The sequence below is a fragment of the Streptomyces sp. NPDC044003 genome (assembly GCF_056435185.1).
On record NZ_JBWKFA010000003.1, the window covers coordinates 939,196 to 955,496 of the forward strand.

20 protein-coding genes and 1 pseudogene are annotated in these 16,301 nt (G+C 71.6%); 11 read left to right on the forward strand and 10 right to left on the reverse strand.

The window, feature by feature from the left end:
- Position 1 precedes the first annotated feature (1 nt).
- Positions 2-1,195 carry an MFS transporter gene (locus tag AC07AW_RS16235; protein ID WP_478816078.1) on the reverse strand — a complete coding sequence of 398 codons (1,194 nt, stop codon included), beginning with the start codon at positions 1,193-1,195 and terminating at the stop codon, positions 2-4.
- Positions 1,196-1,554: 359 nt separating this feature from the next.
- On the opposite strand from AC07AW_RS16235, the gene AC07AW_RS16240 reads away from it, so the two are divergent.
- Positions 1,555-2,436 carry a hypothetical protein gene (locus AC07AW_RS16240; RefSeq protein ID WP_478816079.1) on the forward strand — a complete coding sequence of 294 codons (882 nt, stop codon included), beginning with the start codon at positions 1,555-1,557 and terminating at the stop codon, positions 2,434-2,436.
- Between the two features lie 12 nt (positions 2,437-2,448).
- Here AC07AW_RS16240 and AC07AW_RS16245 read toward each other — a convergent pair whose 3' ends face one another.
- Positions 2,449-2,793, reverse strand: coding sequence for an ArsR/SmtB family transcription factor (locus tag AC07AW_RS16245; RefSeq protein WP_478816080.1), 345 nt, complete (start codon positions 2,791-2,793; stop codon positions 2,449-2,451).
- A gap of 134 nt (positions 2,794-2,927) precedes the next feature.
- On the opposite strand from AC07AW_RS16245, the gene AC07AW_RS16250 reads away from it, so the two are divergent.
- The 5 genes and pseudogenes from AC07AW_RS16250 to AC07AW_RS16270 form a co-directional block, all read left to right on the forward strand.
- Positions 2,928-3,905: a quinone oxidoreductase family protein gene (locus tag AC07AW_RS16250; protein ID WP_478816081.1), complete on the forward strand. Its 978-nt coding sequence runs from the start codon at positions 2,928-2,930 to the stop codon at positions 3,903-3,905.
- Between the two features lie 145 nt (positions 3,906-4,050).
- Positions 4,051-4,206 carry a hypothetical protein gene (locus tag AC07AW_RS16255; RefSeq protein ID WP_478816082.1) on the forward strand — a complete coding sequence of 52 codons (156 nt, stop codon included), beginning with the start codon at positions 4,051-4,053 and terminating at the stop codon, positions 4,204-4,206.
- The gene (locus AC07AW_RS16260) at positions 4,149-4,802 is read left to right on the forward strand and encodes a DUF4158 domain-containing protein (RefSeq protein WP_478816083.1); all 654 of its coding nucleotides are present in this window, start codon (positions 4,149-4,151) and stop codon (positions 4,800-4,802) included. The genes AC07AW_RS16255 and AC07AW_RS16260 overlap by 58 nt, the downstream gene beginning before the upstream one ends.
- Entirely contained in the window at positions 4,729-5,103 is a 375-nt protein-coding gene (locus AC07AW_RS16265) for a hypothetical protein (protein ID WP_478816084.1), read from the forward strand. The genes AC07AW_RS16260 and AC07AW_RS16265 overlap by 74 nt, the downstream gene beginning before the upstream one ends.
- 32 nt (positions 5,104-5,135) lie before the next feature.
- A pseudogene (locus tag AC07AW_RS16270) lies at positions 5,136-5,534 on the forward strand (Tn3 family transposase); the annotation flags it as partial.
- Between the two features lie 52 nt (positions 5,535-5,586).
- Here the strand turns inward: AC07AW_RS16270 and AC07AW_RS16275 are convergent.
- The 6 genes from AC07AW_RS16275 to AC07AW_RS16300 all read right to left on the reverse strand — a co-directional run bounded on the left by AC07AW_RS16275 (position 5,587) and on the right by AC07AW_RS16300 (position 11,361).
- The gene (locus AC07AW_RS16275) at positions 5,587-6,837 is read right to left on the reverse strand and encodes an MFS transporter (RefSeq protein ID WP_478816085.1); all 1,251 of its coding nucleotides are present in this window, start codon (positions 6,835-6,837) and stop codon (positions 5,587-5,589) included.
- A gap of 415 nt (positions 6,838-7,252) precedes the next feature.
- On the reverse strand, positions 7,253-7,843 hold the full coding sequence (locus tag AC07AW_RS16280; protein WP_478816086.1) for a hypothetical protein: 591 nt from the start codon (positions 7,841-7,843) through the stop codon (positions 7,253-7,255).
- A 204-nt stretch (positions 7,844-8,047) separates the two neighbouring features.
- Entirely contained in the window at positions 8,048-8,593 is a 546-nt protein-coding gene (locus AC07AW_RS16285; protein WP_478816087.1) for a hypothetical protein, read from the reverse strand.
- An 85-nt stretch (positions 8,594-8,678) separates the two neighbouring features.
- Entirely contained in the window at positions 8,679-9,254 is a 576-nt protein-coding gene (locus AC07AW_RS16290; RefSeq protein WP_478816088.1) for an N-acetyltransferase family protein, read from the reverse strand.
- Positions 9,255-9,264: 10 nt separating this feature from the next.
- Positions 9,265-9,768: a hypothetical protein gene (locus AC07AW_RS16295; protein WP_478816089.1), complete on the reverse strand. Its 504-nt coding sequence runs from the start codon at positions 9,766-9,768 to the stop codon at positions 9,265-9,267.
- Between the two features lie 99 nt (positions 9,769-9,867).
- Complete coding sequence (locus AC07AW_RS16300) at positions 9,868-11,361, reverse strand: IMP dehydrogenase (RefSeq protein ID WP_478816090.1); 1,494 nt, start codon at positions 11,359-11,361, stop codon at positions 9,868-9,870.
- Between the two features lie 403 nt (positions 11,362-11,764).
- Here AC07AW_RS16300 and AC07AW_RS16305 point away from each other — a divergent pair, with 403 nt between their 5' ends.
- A complete protein-coding gene (locus AC07AW_RS16305) occupies positions 11,765-12,148 on the forward strand; it encodes a VOC family protein (RefSeq protein ID WP_478816091.1) in 384 nt (127 codons plus the stop codon).
- Positions 12,149-12,201: 53 nt separating this feature from the next.
- Entirely contained in the window at positions 12,202-12,768 is a 567-nt protein-coding gene (locus AC07AW_RS16310; protein ID WP_478816092.1) for a GNAT family N-acetyltransferase, read from the forward strand.
- Between the two features lie 118 nt (positions 12,769-12,886).
- On the opposite strand, the gene AC07AW_RS16315 is transcribed toward AC07AW_RS16310, so the two are convergent.
- Together AC07AW_RS16315 and AC07AW_RS16320 are read right to left on the reverse strand one after the other, a co-directional pair.
- Positions 12,887-13,999 (reverse strand): ABC transporter substrate-binding protein, encoded by a 1,113-nt coding sequence (locus AC07AW_RS16315; protein WP_478816093.1) that lies wholly within the window; start codon positions 13,997-13,999, stop codon positions 12,887-12,889.
- Positions 14,000-14,040: 41 nt separating this feature from the next.
- Positions 14,041-14,640 (reverse strand): TetR/AcrR family transcriptional regulator, encoded by a 600-nt coding sequence (locus tag AC07AW_RS16320; RefSeq protein ID WP_478816094.1) that lies wholly within the window; start codon positions 14,638-14,640, stop codon positions 14,041-14,043.
- A gap of 261 nt (positions 14,641-14,901) precedes the next feature.
- Between AC07AW_RS16320 and AC07AW_RS16325 the strand changes: the two genes are divergently transcribed.
- From AC07AW_RS16325 to AC07AW_RS16335, 3 genes are all read left to right on the forward strand, one after another.
- The gene (locus AC07AW_RS16325) at positions 14,902-15,429 is read left to right on the forward strand and encodes a hypothetical protein (protein WP_478816095.1); all 528 of its coding nucleotides are present in this window, start codon (positions 14,902-14,904) and stop codon (positions 15,427-15,429) included.
- A gap of 205 nt (positions 15,430-15,634) precedes the next feature.
- Entirely contained in the window at positions 15,635-15,802 is a 168-nt protein-coding gene (locus AC07AW_RS16330) for a hypothetical protein (protein WP_478816096.1), read from the forward strand.
- 46 nt (positions 15,803-15,848) lie between these two features.
- Positions 15,849-16,301, forward strand: coding sequence for a DUF5709 domain-containing protein (locus AC07AW_RS16335; RefSeq protein ID WP_478816097.1), 453 nt, complete (start codon positions 15,849-15,851; stop codon positions 16,299-16,301).

Consider the following 16,301-nt stretch of genomic DNA (forward strand, 5'->3'; position numbering starts at 1 on the left):
CTCACGCTGCTCCCGTGCGGACCGGCCGGCGCAACAGGTACGCGGCCGCCGAGGTGACGAGGAGCAGCATGCAGCCGGTGAACACCAGGCCCGCCTGTTCCAGGCCGAGCGGTTCGGCCAGGAGGCCGACTCCGATGACGGGGATCGAGATTCCCGTGTACGCGACGACGAACAGCGTCGAGATCACCGCAGCTCGCTGCTCCACCGGCGCGGCGGCCGCGACGGCGGACAGCGCCGCCCGGAAGGAGAGCCCCTGGCCGACGCCGCCGACGACGGCGGCGAGGACCACGAGCGCGAGCAGCTCCACGGAGAGCGCCCCCGCCAGGAACGCCAGGCCGGCGAAGAGCACGACGCAGCCCAACGGCAGGGACCGGGGCACCCCGATGCGGCCGACGGCGAGCTGACCGGCGGTGGAGGCGAAGAAGGCCAGCGCGACGATCAGACCGCTCACGGCGTGGTTGTCCACGTGCAGGTAGCGGGCCAGGAAGGCGGGGCTGACCGAGGTGAACACCCCGAAGAGGGCGAAGCCCGCGAAGGACGCGATGGCCGCCGGCACGAACACCGGGCGGACCTGCGGGGGCAGAGCCGGCCGCTGCGGCCGTACGGCGGTCAGCGGCCGGGGGGCCCGCACCGTCTCCGGCAGCCGCAGGAGGACGACGACCGACACGGCCACCAGGGCGAGGTGCACGGCGAAGGGGAGCAGCAGCGGCTCGGGGGCGTACTCCGCGAGCAGGCCGGCGAGCAGGGGCCCGCAGCCCAGTCCGCCCATGTTGGCGGCCGTCGCCACGAGCGTCGCCCGGGACTGGCCGCCGGGCGGGGCGAGATCCATGACGTACGCGGTGGCCGCCCCGGTGAACAGGCCGGCCGAGAAGCCCGAGAGCAGCCGGCCCGCGTACAGCCAGCCCAGCCCGTCGGCGCTCAGGAAGCAGACGGCGCTCGCCCCCGCGAACCCGAGCCCCCACAGCAGCGTCGGCCGTCTGCCGACCGTGTCCGAGGCGTTGCCCGCGAGCAGCAGCACGCCGATGACCCCGAAGGCGTACACCGCGTACACGACGGTCACCGTCAGCTCGGAGAAGCCGAACTTCTCCTGGTAGAGCGGGTAGAGCGGAGTCGGCAGCGTGGTGCCGGTCATCCCCACGACGAACACGGCCCCGGCGAGCAGACACCGGAGCCACCCTTGACGATCACCAACCATGCGGCCGACCGTAACCCCGCCCGCGCCGCCACCCCGGCAACGCGACGCCCGCGATCGGGTCATCGACCGTGCTGGACCAAAGCGCGCCCGCCTCAGGGGGACCTACGAGCCAGACTGTGCCCAGGGACGGATGGATCCGATCGGGCAGTGAAAGTGAACCCGGTCCCGCCCGGTACGGACGCCTGCGCGTCGAGGCCCACCGGGTCGCGGCGTCCGACCGGGTCGGCTGACGCGAAGCGGACGGCCTCCGAGAGCGCCCTCCGGCGGGCTCGCCGCCCTCGGGGGTGGGGTTGTCCCCACCTTCCGGACTCCGGCCTGCTCCGGTGACTCGTAGGCGTTCATGCGGGACCGTGGTCGGTATGACAGCAGCAACACCGCGGACGGGCTCCACAGCTCCGTCGCGATCGGCGACCCTCCACGGTCGCGGACTCGCCGTCCTCGCGGGCGCCGTCCTGGCTCTCGCCGCCGCCTTCGTCCTCGCCCCGCGCACGCTGGCGGCGACCGGCCCGGGGGACGACTTCGGAGAGCCGGGGCACCTCGCCGGGGCCTTCCGCGAGGCGTTCGTCGCGTACTGGAGCGCGGGCGAGCGGCGCTACCCACCGGACTTGGAGAGGATCGTCGACTACTGGTCCCGCTATCACGTCGCCAAGGGCGTGATCGCCGCCATGCTGCTGGCTGCGTTGGTCGCACTCGGCGTGCTGCTGTGGAAAGCCTTCGTGAAGGCCGACGGCCTCGGGGCGGCGAAGAGGTTCTCCCTTGCTGCGGCCGGCGTGCTCACCACGCTGCTCGCGCTGCTCTCGCTGGCCGCGGTGATGGCCAACATCCAGGGTGCGACGGCACCTTTCGCCTCCCTCCTGCCGATGCTGCCCACCGGCGCGACCGACGGTGAACTCGGGGGCGTACTCGCTCAGGTCGGGCAGCGGCTGGCCGTCGCCCCGGGCGCGGGCCACCAGGACCCGCCCGCTCTTGACGTGATGATCGGCGACTTCGCCCGCTACCACGAGGCGATGGCGGTGATCGCCGCCACCGTCGCGGTCGGCCTCGTCGTCATGGGCGTGCTGTCCTGGAAGAGGTTCAGGAGGACGGGGCCGGCCGACCGGCGAACGAGGCGTACCGTCGCGTCGCTCGGCGTCTTCTCGGTGCTCGCGGCACTGTTCGTGGTGCTGGTCGCGGTGGCGAACACGACCACAGCGGCCGACCCTCGTCCGGCGCTGCTGGCCTTCTTCGAAGGCGGATGGTGACGCGCCAGGATTTCAGCCCAAGTCGTCGGCGCGCAGGGTGAGTTCGAGTAGGCCGGGGAAGCGGGCGTCGAATTCCTCGCGGCGGAGGCGGTTGAGCCGCTTCGGGCCCTGGTCGCGCTGCTCGACGAGACCGGCGCCGCGCAGGACGGTGAAGTGGTGGCTCTTGGCGGCCCGGCCCACGGGGACGTCGAAGTTGCTGCAACTGAGCGTCCAGTCGGGCTGGGAGGCCAGTTCGCGGATCAGCTGGAGGCGTACGGGGTCCGCGAGCGCGGACAGCGCGGTGAGGAGGGCGACGTCATCGGGGTGTGTGTGCACGGGCGCCGCACGGTGGCTTGCGCTTCCCTCATGCTCCGCCATCCCGCTCACCCCTTCGTCGCGACCTACTCGCTTGCCCAATGTTCGATGACCATCATACAGTGCGGGTGTTCGCTTCTCGTTGAACACTCCGTCCGAGCTCTCCGTCCGAGCTTTTCCTGAAGGGTGGTTCGTCCATGCGCGCGATCGAGTTCCACGAGTACGGCGGTCCCGAGGTCCTGCGAGTCGTCGAGGCCACGACACCCCGGCCGGGACCGGGCCAGGTGGCCATCGACGTCGCCTGGGCGGGGGTGAACTTCGCCGACGTCAAGGCACGCGCGGAGGGATACCGCGTCGACGCACTGCCCTACCGCCCCGGCCTGGAGGTCTCCGGCCACGTCCTGGCCGTCGGGGAGGGAGTCGACGGCCTGGAGGTCGGGCAGGAAGTCGCCGCCCTCGTCGGCGGGGGCGGATACGCCGAAGTGGTCCTCGCCCAGGCCGAGTCCGTCTTCCCGCTCCCCGAGGGCCTCGATCTGAGGACCGCGGCGACGCTCCCCACGGTCCTGCCGACCGCGCACGCCCTGATCCATGAGGTGGGGCGGCTCCGCACCGGGGAGAGCGTGCTGGTGCACGGCGCGGCGGGCGGCATCGGTACGGCCGTCGGCCAACTGGCCCGGGCGGCGGGCGCCGGGGCCGTGTACGGCGTGGCCTCCACCGAGGCGAAGGCCGCGTACGCCCTGAAGTACGGCTATGACGAGGTCTTCCGACCCGACACCTTCGCCGAGGACGTCCGGCGGGCCACCGGCGGCAGGGGAGTCGACCTCGTCCTCGACCCGGTGGGCGGGGACACCCTGCGCCGTGGCCTGAGCGCCCTGGCCCCCTTCGGACGCCTCGTCTCCTTCGGCAACGCCGGCGGCGGCGCGCCCTGGCAGGTCGGCCAGCCCGAGCTGTACGGCCAGGGGCACGCCGTCGCGGGCTTCTCCGTCCTGTCACTCGCGCAGACGGCGCCCGCCGCCGCCCGCGCCCTGACCGAGCGGGCCCTGCGCGCGGTCTCGGAAGGGGCGGTGACCCTCCCCGTCACCGCCGAGTTCCCCCTGACCGAAGCGGCCGAAGCCCACAGGCTCCTGGGCGGCCGCACCTCCACGGGCAAGCTTCTGCTCCGCGTGAAGGACTGACCGCGCCCGGCTGGGACATGACCCAGATACGCCAGAAACCCGCCACGGGATGATCGTGCGTTGTTGAGGGCCTTGCCCCGTCACCCGTACAGCCCGGTGTCGTTGGTGGTGATGTTGGATTCCGCCAGGGGCGCCGGGGTGGGCTGTGACCTCGATCGAGAGGACCGCGTATCCGCGGTTCAAGCGGCTGATCACCGCGCATGAGCTGCATCTGTTCTTCGCGCCGAGCCGTGACGAGGTCGAGTGGGCCGCCGGCCGGACCGACTGCGACGAGCACCTCTGGCCCAGCTGCTCGCGCTGAAGTCGTACCAGCGCAAGGGGTGCTTCCCGAAGCCGGACGAGATCCCGGAGACGGTGGTCGACTTCGTCCGCCGCGCGATGGACCTGCCAGAGGGCACGGTGCCGAAGTCCGCGAACCGTACGGCGGAGCGGCAGCGAACCGCCGTACGTCAGCGGACGGGCTTGTCGTACGACAAGGCGAAGGCCCGGAAGATCGCCGAGGCGGTCATGCGGAGCGAGGCCGTGTCGAAGAACCGCCCGGCGGACCTGATCAACATCGCGCTGGAGAAGGCCGTGGAGGCCGGGCTGGAGCTGCCGGGCTTCACCACGCTGGACGCGCTCGCGGCGAAGGTCCGCACCGAGGTGAACGCCGCGATCTGCATGGGCTTCTACGGCCAGCTCGGCGAGGCCCCACCGGGAACAACTGCTGGCGCTGCTGTCGGAGAAGGACACTTCCGGCACCACGAAGTACAACAGGCTGAAGCAGTCGGCGAAGGCCCCGACGTGGTCGCACGTCCGTGCCCAGGCCGAGCACCTCGGGTGGGTGGACGAGCTGGGCGAGACCGGCGTGTGGCTCGCCGGCGCCGCCTCGGGGAAGATCACGGACTTCGCCGGTGAGGCGGACGCAGCGGACGCGCCGGGTCTGCGGGACTACAGCCTGGTGAAGCGGCTCGCGCTGCTGGTGTGCCTGGTCCACAAGGCGCGGATGCGGGCCCGGGACGATCTGACGACGATGTTCTGCAAGCGGATCGCGTTGCAGGTCAAGCGGGCCAAGGCGGAACTGGAGCAGATCCGGGAGCGGCAGCAGGCCATCGTCGAGGCGTTGATCGGGAACTACCGCACGGTGCTCCTGTCTTCGCGCTCGCCCACCTGCTGGGCTTCGACCCGATGCCCAGGATCGGGAACTGGAAGGACCTGACCTTCTAACGGCCCACGAAGCGGACCGAGTACGTGCACATCGACGCCCTGTTCGGGGAGAGCGGCCGCAACGTCATCGACTTCGACCTGATCGAGTCCCAGTTCCGGCACCTGATGCGGGTGGCCGTCTCCGTGCGCGAGGGCGCCATCTCCTCCACGCTGCTGCTGCGGCGCCTGCGGGCCGGCTCCCACAAGAACGCCACCTACACCGCGTTCCGCGAAGTCGGCCGCGTCGTCCAGCTGCTGCGCTCCCTCTCGGACGCCCCGCTGCGCCGGTGGGTGACCGCCGCGACGAACACGGTCGAGGCGTTCAACGGCTTCTCCCAGTGGATCGGCTTCGGCAACGGCGGCGTCATCACCGACAACGACCCCGTCGAGCAGGAGAAGACCGCGAGGTTCAACGCGCTGCTAACGAACGCGGTGACCTTCCACAACGCCCTGGACATCGTCGAGATCGTGCGCCGGCTCCAGGAGGAGGGCTACGTCATCTCGTCGCTTCCGCAGCAACGCCCGGCTGCGGCCGGGTCCGCATACCCCAGCGGGCAAGAGACGGGCCAGCAGCACCCAGCAGTGCGAAGAACAACGCCAGCAGCAGCCAGCCCGCCGTGCCGAGGCCTAGCACCACCGTGGTGAGGATCGCAGGGGCAAGAGCCTGGCCCGCGTTGAAGCCGAGGCCGAGGACACCTTGGTACTGGCCCTGGGCATGGTCGGGGGCAAGACCGAAACCCAGGGCGAAGCACGCCGAGGACTCCCAGACCTCTGCCAGGCTATGGACGAAGATCGCCGCCAGGACCAGTCCTACTGCCGCCCAGACCGGGGTGTACGCCGCCAGCGCCATCATCGGGCAGCTGACGAGGAAGAGTAGTCCCGCAGTGCGAAACGCCCTGCCGCCGTCGTACGGGGTCTCGATACGGGAGCCGATCCTGGTCTGCATCAGTACGCAGAAGGCGGAATTGACTCCGAACAGCGCGGCCACCGTCCAACGCGGCGTTTCGGTGTGCTCGGAGATCCAGATCGGCAGGAGCAGGGAGACCACCGGGTACTGCAGTCCCATGGCCCCGTAGAGGGCGGTGAACGTCAGGAACGGACGGTCCGCGAAGACGAGCCAGCGCCGCTGCCGCGGCGGCGCCGCCAGCACCGGATAGCGGGGCAGCAGAAGCAGAAGCGCCGAGCACAGGGCGAAGCTCGCCGCGTTGCCGAGAATCAGCGTGACATAGGCGCCACGGGTGTCCGCGGCCAGCGCCAGCCCGGCACCCACCGTTCCCAGGATGACGCCCAGGTTGACGAAGGTGCGCAGCTTCGCCCGGAACATGGCCGGTCGCTCACCCCCGACCCGGGCCACCAGAGCCCCCCACGCCGCCCCTCCGACCGCTGCGGCGACCTGGTCGAACGTCGCGATGATCGTGAGCGCGGCCCAGCTCTCGACGAGGACGAGGGCCGCCATCGATACCGCCTGGACCGCGAGGGCCAGCATCATGATCACGCGTGCGCCGCGCCGGTCAGCGAGATGACCCCCAGGTATCCCCGCGCACAAGCCGATCACTCCGGCGATGGTGAGCGCGGCGCCGACCTGCACCGCAGGCAGGCCCACGACCAAGGTGAAATAGAGCGCCGACGCCGCGTTGAACAGACCATTGCCGACCCGGTTGACGAAACTGGCGGCGACCAGCACGCGCTCCGGCCCACTGTCCCCCGCCATCCGGCCTATTCGACTTGCCAAACCGCCCTTGATCATGGACCGCAGGCTAACAGCGCCGCAGAACCCGCCGCAGTCCCCGGGCGCCCCAGCGATCCCAGCCCAGCGCAAGGCGCGCCGCGAGTACGAGAACCGCGTCGCCGCCCTCGCGAGCAATACCCTGTAGCGAGTCCTCCGGTCTGCAAGACCATCCCGTGGCGGGTTTCTGGCGTATCTGGGTCATTCCCCGGCTGTTCCGGCCGCCACTCAGGCCAGCATGTCCTCGATGAGATCGGCGGCGCGCGGAGTTCCGCCCTCGGCCCGGGTGGCCGCGCGCAGCGCGCCGAGCGGCGGGCCACCTCCGCGTCGCCGACGAGGTCGCCGAGAGCGGCCCTCAGGGCTGCTGCCGTGGCCTCCGGCGTGTCGATACGGCGGGGCCACCCCCAGCTCCACCGGCGGCCCCGCAGAGCGGATTTCACAGCTGGTGGATCCAGGCGATGACCAGCACGACACCGGCAGCCGACGAAGCCAGAAGGGCGAGCACGGGAGCCGCTCCCACCCTGCGCCCCCACATCCAGCCCGCCAGCCGCGAGCGCAGGCGGTCGAGGAGCCAGAGGGCGCCCAGGCCGGCAGCCGCGAACGGCAGGGCGACGAGGAAGTGCACGAGCCACGCCCCTGCCATGCTCGGGCCGCCCCAGGAATGGTCGTACGGGCCCTGGTCGACGAGACCGTAGAGCACACCGCGCAGGATGAACAGCACCTCGATGCCGACGGGGATGAGCGCGAGCAGCCCCAGCGGCACGCACACCAGCGCGTGCGCGAGCAGGCGCCCCGCGCCGGGATGCCGGGTCGACGACCGTACTGCCGGATCCTGCTCGTCGACCCGCGCCCACCAGGCGCGCGCCTGGTCCGAACGTCCGGCCGCGACCGCCCCGAGCGTCGCCAGCGAGGCCGGAAGCAGGGCTGCGGCATACCCGACCCGGCGCGCGAATCGTGCCGGGAGCGCAGGCGAACCGGAGCCCGAAGACCGCGAGTTGCGAGCGCGCCGAGCGGCAAGGAATGACATGACCCGTCCCCGTTCTCGTGAGCGTCGGCCGCTGCCGACGCCCGGAGGCTAGGGGGAAGTCATCGTCGACCACGTCACACCACGGTGCCAAGGCGCCGTCGTACCCGAGTAGGGGGGTGGGGCGGCGCGGTCGACCCGGCCGGGTCACCACCTACTCCCACTCCGTCAGGTAGCCCCGGTGTCGTACGCAACCGCCGTCGGCCGTCAGGGTCGGCTCGCCGTCGTACCGTCGGGGCGCAGCGACAGTTCGATGCCGCGGTCGTCCGTCGCCCGGACGCCCGGCAGGCCGGCTCCCGGTTCGCCCTGTGCCGGGGCGGGGACGTCGTCCACGGTCAGCCCCCGCGCGGACCACTCCTTCCGCAGGGTGTCGACCGCGGCCCGGTACGCGGCGTCGCTCGCGAAGTCGGGCGTCCACGTCACGGTCGGTTGGTCACGTGTGACGCCGTCCGCGTCCATGCCCAGGTCGTCCTTGCAGGAGGCGTCGGCCGTCTCCTTCCGCTTGATCGCGGAGTCCGGGTCGACGCCCAGCCGCCGCACCGCGTCCTCGCCGGATTCCTGGGTGTGGCGCAGGTGTTCGTGGAACGCCGCCTCGGACAGTACCGAACCGCCCGCCGGTGACGCGCAGCCCACGGCGAGTCCCGTGAGGAGAAGCACCGGTACCGCCCCGCCCGCGATCAGCGCCACGGCGCGGCCTCGATGCCGCGGAGCGGGACCGGAGGCGTGCGGGGCGGGAACGGGCGTCGTCGTCATGGGGCTCATTCCAGCAGCAGGCCCGGAAGCGACGGCACCGCTTCCGTACTCAGAAACGGCGTGAGTACCCGCTCCGCGTCAGCGTTCAGCCCTGTCGGCGGAAGTCCAGCATGGAGAAGACCTTGTCGTAGCGGCGTTCGCCGACCGCGACGAAGTCGGGCAGACGGCCGTACTCGGTGAAGCCCAGCGTCCGGTAGAGGTGCAGGGCGTTGGCGTTGTCGCCGCGGGCGTCCAGGGTGAGGACCTCGATCCCCGCCTCCCGGGCGTCGGCGATCAGGGCGGTGGTCAGCGCCCGGCCGACGCCGAGGCCCTGGGCGGCGGTGTCCACCGCGATCTTCTCGAGGTCGGCGTGCGGCCGATGGGTCGGCCGGGCGTAGCGGAGCCAGTACCCCAGTCCGACGAGCCGACGGTCGACGTAGGCGACCCGGAGGGCCGCGTCCCCGGCCCGTACGGCGGCGAGGACGTGGTCAAGGAGCTCCGCCACCTCGTCCGGCGAGGGCGGTTCGACCCAGCCCAGCGCGGCCCCTCCACGGACCAGGTCCGCCAGGATCCGATGGGCCGACTCCGTGAACCGCTCCCGCAGATCGGGATCGGAGGCCAGCTCCCCGGCATCGAGGACGGCGGGCTGGGTGGTCGCGTCGTGGGGCAGGGCGGGCTTCATGATCGACAGCCTAGCCATCCCCAAGGCCGGTCCGACGCCGGCGCTTGCGGTTCGGCCGGCGCGGGCGGACGAGAGTGTCGAGACCGCCCACAGCCGCGCGGATGTGCGCGGGCTCGCGCGGGATGTGCCCGCCCGCGCACCACCAGGACGGCCGCCCGTCCGTCAGACGTGGATGCATGCCGAGGTCATGTTCCCCGCACAGGGGCCATGCCTGCCAGAGACGCTCGGTGACCGTCTCCTGCCCGGCGTCGACGACGGCCGTCAGGGCGCGCACAGGATCGTCCGCCGACTCCGGATCCAGGAAGGTGCCGTGCCATTCGCCAGGGGCCAGGGCCACGTAGACGTTCTCGGCCTCGCCCCCGTCGTACCCGGGAACTCCGAGGAGCCGCAGAGGCCCTTGGTCCGGCAAGGTCGCCGCGAGATCCCGGTTGACTAGGGCGAGGGCCCGGTCCCAGAGCGGGTACTCGCCCGGCAGGACCTGACGAGGTGTCGGCGCATCGAAGAAGGAGCTCACGGAGAGCATCCTGCACGGCCGGACGCCGACAATGCCCGCCATTTCATCCCGCTTCGACGGGACACCGGCCGGGGCGGGCCGCCGCCCCGGCCGGTCGGATCACTCGCCGGAGTCGACGGTCGGCCGGCGCAGCTGCACCTCGGCACCGGTCTGCTTGAAGGATTCGGCGGACACCGGAACGAGTACCGCGTCGCGGTGGAAGTCCCGCAGGTTCGTCGACCCGCAGCTGATCATCGTCGACGTGAGCTTCGCCCGGGTCCGCTCCACGTTGTCGTACAGGCTGCCGGCGTACGGCACGTAGCCGTCGACGCCCTCCTCGAAGACCATCTGGCCGCGCTGGCCGTAGCGGGCCGCGTTCTGCGCGCGCCGCGAGCCCTCACCCCAGTACTCCTTGTACCACTGGCCGCCGATCTGCAGCTTCCGGGACGGGCTCTCGTCGAGTCGGGCGAAGTAGCGTCCGAGCATGATGAAGTCCGCGCCCATCGCCAGCGCCATCGCCATGTGCGAGTCGTTGAGCAGACCGCCGTCGCAGCACAGCGGCACGTACACCCCGGTCTCCTGGGCGTAGGCGTCACGCGCCTCGACCACGTCGAGCAGCGCGGAGGCCTGGCCGCGGCCGATGCCCTTCTGCGCCCGGGTGGTACAGATGGCGCCGCCGCCGATCCCGACCTTCACGAACGCCGCGCCCGCGTCGGCCAGGTACCGGAAGGCCCGCCCGTCCACGACGTTCCCCGCGCCGACGTGGACGTCGTCCCCGTACGTCTCCCGCGCGAACTCGACGGTCTTCGCCTGGTACACGGAGTAGCCGTCGGAGGAGTCCAGGCACAGCACGTCCGCACCGGCCTCCACCAGGGCGGGGATGCGGTCCTTGAAGTCCCGGGAGTTGATGCCGGCTCCCACGCGGAGCCGCTTCTCGCCGTCCACGGTCGCCCGGTGGAACGTCTTGTGGGCCTGGTAGTCCCGCTTGAGGACGAGGGAGACGATCCGGCCGTCCTCCAGTACCGGAAGGACGTCCAGGTGGTGCTGCCAGATCAGCTCGTTCGCCTCGGACAGGGAGACCGTGGCCGGCGCGGTGACCAGGCCGTCACGGCCCCGCATCCGGTTGCCGGCCGTCTCGGTCGCCCCGTGACGCTCCAGGTGGAAGTCGTCGAGGCTGATGATCCCGAGGAACTCGCCGTCCGCGTCACCGCTCCGCGTGACCACGGCCACGCCCTGCTCGGTGTCGGCCAGCTGCTGGGCGACCTCTCCGAGCGGCGTCGTCGGCGCCACGGTGACCTCGCTGGTCCGGAAGCCGGCCTTGTGCCGCTTCACGGCCCGCACGTCCGCGGCCTGTTCCTCGATCTGCTGGTTCTGATGGACGAACGACAGCCCGCCGGCCTGCGCGAGCGCCACCGCGAGCGTCGGTGACGACACGGCCTGCATGATGGCGCTCACCATGGGGGTGGCGATCCGGATTCCCGGCTCCTCGCCGACCCGGTGACGCACCAGGGGCGCCCCGAGATCCACATTGTCCGGTGTGCAGTCTTCTGTGGTCAGGCCGGGGATGAGGAGGTACTCACTCAGCGTACGAGAGATCTCGGGAAGGATTTTCACATCGTCTCCAGCAAGGAGCCTGTATGCCGGTCAGCGAAGGAACGGCGTGGCTCGTACGGGCACTGCGGATTGATGCCGACCGGGAGCGCACTGACGGAAGAAAGCGCTCCGGAAACCCGAGAGCGGGCGCGCCCGGCGAGGGCAGTGCAGACACACGCGGCCGAATCGACGGTTGAGACACGACAGACCCGAGTCCCGCGCGAGGCACAGGCGTTGACTTCCATTACGCCATACGTGATCTTAGCGCACTGCCCGTGTGCACCCCGTCGGCGCAGGGCGACGAACGCGTCCGCGGAGGAGGTGCGGGCGATCCGCTCCGGACGGGTGGCGCACAGCGGCGTGCGGGCGGTGCGCGATCAGGCATCCTGTGGCGATCGGAGCGAAGATCAGGAAGGGTCCACCCATGGTTTCGGTAGTGCAGAACGTGGCGATCGACTGTGCGGATGCCTACGGGCTCGCGCAGTTCTGGAGCGCCGTGACGGGCCGTCCGCTGGATCCGGAGGACAGGCCGGGCGCCCGGGAGACGCAGGTGCTCCTCGCGGAGGGCCCGGTGCTGTACTTCAACCAGGTGCCCGAGCCGAAGACGGTGAAGAACCGGCTCCACCTGTGCCTGCGCCCCGAGACCTCGCGCGATCAGGAGGTCGAGCGACTCCTCGGCCTCGGGGCGACGTTCGTCGGCGACCACCGGAATCCCGACGGCTCGGGCTGGGCCGTCCTCGCCGATCCCGAGGGCAACGAGTTCTGCGTCCTGCGCAGCGACTCCGACCGGGCGGCCGTCGCGTCCTGACGCTCCCGAGCCGACACGGGGCGGGTGAAAAGGCCGCTGCATATGATCAGTTCATGACTGCTCCCGTCGTACTTCACGTGGCCGCGGCGCCGGCCTCTCCCGCTCTCGTCCTCCGGCCCTGGCGCATGGAGGACGTGGCCGCACTGGTCGAGGTGAGCCGGGATCCCGGACTGCGCCTGTGGGCGAGTTCCGTCGTGGACGACGAGGCCCACGGGGCGCAGTGGGTGCGGACCCAGCAGCAGGGCTGGGCAGGGGGAGCCCGGTTGGGCTTCGCCGTCCTCGAGGAACAATCGGGTGCAGCCGACGGACAGTTGGTGGGCAGCGTGGTCCTCAAGGAAGCCGCCGCCGGCAGCCAGGCGGCGGAGGTGGGTTACTGGACCGCCGCGCGCGCTCGCGGCCGGGGAGTGGCCTCCCGCTCTCTGGAGGCCCTCACCGGCTGGGCCTTCGACACCTTCGGAGCCGGCGGGCTTGAGCGTCTCGAACTCCTGCATCAGGTGGACAACCCGGCGTCGTGTCGGGTCGCGCAGAAGAGTGCGTACGACTTCGACAGCATCCTGCCCGCGTCGCCGCCTGCCTTCCCCCACGACGGCCACCTGCACATACGGCGCGCGAGCGCCTGAGGTCCTCCCGGCTTTCGGCGATCGACCGCCCACGCGTTCATGCGCGCCGCCCACCCACAGGGCTGGCGCACCGCGGGCCGCGCCTTCGACCTGCCGCTGCGGCCGGCTCCGTGCTCGTTCAGCCGGCGTGGAGGACCCGGAAGCGGTCGGGGTGTGCGGGGTCGCGGTCGACGACCTGGATCGGTGCCCACGTCCACTGCCAGACGCCGATGCCCGGCGCGCGGGAGAAGCGGATCGGCCCGCGTGTGCCCTCGACGGTCACGCGCGGCCAGGATCCGGCGACGGCCGACCGGTCCGTGCCGTGGGAGCGCAGGGCCTCGGCGAGGACGGTGATGGTGTCCCAGCCCTCGAAGGCGACGAAGGAGGGCGCCTCGCCCAGCCGCTCGGCGAGCTCCTTCCCGACGCGGTCGCCCAGCGGCCCGAAGTGCTCGGGCAGGTAGCGCAGGAACGGGATCCCGGCACCGTCCGCGCCGAGCGCCGCGGCCCATTCCGCGAACTCCGGCTGCCCGGCCGGAGCGCCGATCAGCAGCTCCGCGAGCCGACGGTCGCCCCGTACGGCCCGGACGAGCGGCACCGCCGGCTCCGGGCTGCCCACCAGCAGGAGCAGTGCCGTGGCGCCGTGGTCGACGAGTGCGTCGCACAGGGCGTCGGGGGTGAGCGCGGTCGTGTCGAGTTCGACGACGCTGCCGCCCCGGGAGGCGAGGTGGTCCCGCAGGACGCGGGTGCCGGTCGCCCAGTAGACGCTCGGCTGGGTCGCCACGGCGATCCGGGGCCGGCCCGCGGCGAGGAGGAACTCCGCGTAGATCCGCCAGCCGCGCGACTGGGCCGGGGCCAGGCGTGCGACCCACTCCGTGGGCTCCTCAGTGAGAGCGTCGAGCACCGCCGACGAACACAGGAACGGCACGCCGAGGGCGTCGGCCCGGGCGGCGACTGCGCGGGCGACGACGCTGTGGTACTCGCCCACCACGGCGGCCACGCCGAGGCCTGCCAGTTCGTCCACGGTCGCCGCGGCCCGTTCGGGATCGGCCGCGGTGTCCCGGACCACGAGCTCCAGCGGACGGCCGTCGATCCCGCCCGTGTCGTTGACCTCGCGCACGGCCAGGTCGAGCCCGGCGAGCAGGTGCCGGCCCGCCTCGACCCAGCCGGGCCGCGTGAGCGGTACGAGGGCGCCCAGGCGGACGGGCGAGCCGTCCGTGTGCCGGGCCTCGGACGGAGACGGTGGCGTGTTCATGGCGGTCATTGGAACCATGCGCACGGCCCCGCGGCAAGCCCTTATTCCTGCGCCGCCCGCAGGGCCGGTGAGGCGGTGAACAGGGCGGACACGGCGGCCCGTACCTGTCCGGCGACCACCTCGGGCGAAGAGGTGTCCAGCTTGCCGTCGAGGTGCAGGAACGCCAGGCCGTGGACGAGGGCCCACACGGTGGTCGGGAGGGGGCCCGTCTCGTCCGCGCCGGGGAACGCATCGCGGACCATGCCGCGGACGTACTCCGTGAGGACGGCGGTCGCGGCGACCCGCTCCTCGCTCGTCGGATCGCAGGGCTCCGCGAACATCGCTCGGAACAGGGCGGGGTGGTCGAGGGCGAACCGCACGTAGGCCACGGCGACGGCTGCCAGGTCGTCGGGCGTCGAGGGCGCGGGGCGGGCCGCGGTCAGGTGCTGGGCGAGTTCGCGGTAACCGTCCGCGGCGACCGCGGAGACGAGCGCGTCCCGGTCGGCGTAGTGACGGTAGGGAGCCGTGGCCGACACGCCCGCCCGTCGGGCGACCGCGCGCAGCGAAAGGCCCGCGCTGCCGTCCTCCTCCAGGAGCTCACGCGCGGCGCGCAGGCAGGCGGCGCGCAGATCGCCGTGGTGATACGTACGGGTTTGCGGCATAGCTGACGCTCTTGTGTGTGTGCTGCTTGCATCGAAACTCAATGTTTGTGATGCATACATTGTAGGCGGGGGAGAAGCAAGAGGAAACCGAGATGACCGGCGAGCTGTTCTCACCGCTGCCCTGCGCGGCTACCTCACCTGGCTCTCCACGAGCCGGTAAGGCGGGAACTTCCCGGTCTTCGTACGCGTTCCGGAAGGCGACCTGATCATTTGACGTGGGACACGGCGGCGGGGCGCGCCGTCGGGGGAAGTGAGCAAGCCATGGCCATGGTGGGCCTGTTCTGGATCGCCGAGGGCGACGTGTACGTGGGCGCGAAGCCGTCCGGACTGGCCCCCGGGGTCCGCCTGACCCCCGACGGTGTGGTGGCCCTCGGCGACGGACAGTCCGGCCTCCACCTGTGGGAGGACGTGCGCGCCCTCACGGTGGCGGACGTTCCCGTGAAGTCCTTGAAGCGGCAGGTCGGCGTCGTCACGGACGTGGCCCTGGACGTGGTGATGAATCTGGCCATGACCTTGGGTCCGGGCCGCACGGGCGAGGCCCCGCCGATGATGACGCTGGGCCTGGAGTCGGGTGACGGCGCGTACGAGCTGAAGGCCTACGTGGCCGCGGCCGTCGGTTACTCGCCGACCGAGGTCGAGCTCTCCCGCGTCCTCCTGTCCCGCCTCACGGACGGCGCCGCGACGATGGCCACGACGCTGGCGGCGATGTCGGAGTGGGGGCGTGCCTGGGAAGGCGGGTCGCCGCGCGCCGCGCAGCGCGAGGAGCTGCTGCGGCGGTGGGTCGACTAGGACCTGTCCGGCGATTCCCGTCGGACCCGACGGGGATCGCCGGACAGGCCCCCGCATCGGGTTGCGTTTGCACCCGAGGCGGGGACCATGGAAGGGAGAACAGGGATTCGACGCCCGTCGAATGTGCCCCACCGGTCCTCGTCCTGACCCGCCACGCATCCGATACGGCAGCCGGAATCGACCGCACTCCCCTTCAGGAGGCGTCATGACCGAACCCGACGACCCACTCGGCCAGTGGATGGGTCGGTTGCTCCGGCTCGGCGTCGGCATCTCGCCCGAGGCCGCTCGGAGTTTCGTGCACGACCTGTACGCACAGGCCCAGTCCGATCTCGACGACGAGCGGGCGGAGGCCGACTTCCAGCGGGAGGAGTGAAGCCGGGCGAGAGCCGTCGTGGATCTGGTGAGGAACGGAGTTCCACATGACCGATACGGAAACGTGGGGCGATGACGTCTACCAGCCCGACGGCAGCGAAGTCCAGGACGACGCAGGTGTCCTGGACTACGAGGACACCCTTGAGGGACCGGCCGGCGACCCGCTCGACGCGGGGTACTCGCCACCGGAGCGGCCTCTCGGGGCCGAGCACACGGGCGTGACCGCGGCCGAACGGCAGCAGGGCGAGTCCCTCGACGAGCGCCTGGCGGAGGAGGAGCCGGAGCCGGCTCTCCTCGACGGCGACGGCCTCGGCGACGCGACGGACACCGACGGGGAGCTCCTGGACGACCAGGTCGGCGGCACGCGCGCGGGCCGCCTGATGTCCGAGGACGAGGGCACGCACTCCATCAGCTCGGAGCTGAACGCCCGGGACCTCGGCATTGACGGCGGCGCCGCGTCCGCGGAGGAAGCCGCGATGCACATCATCGACGTGGAGTGA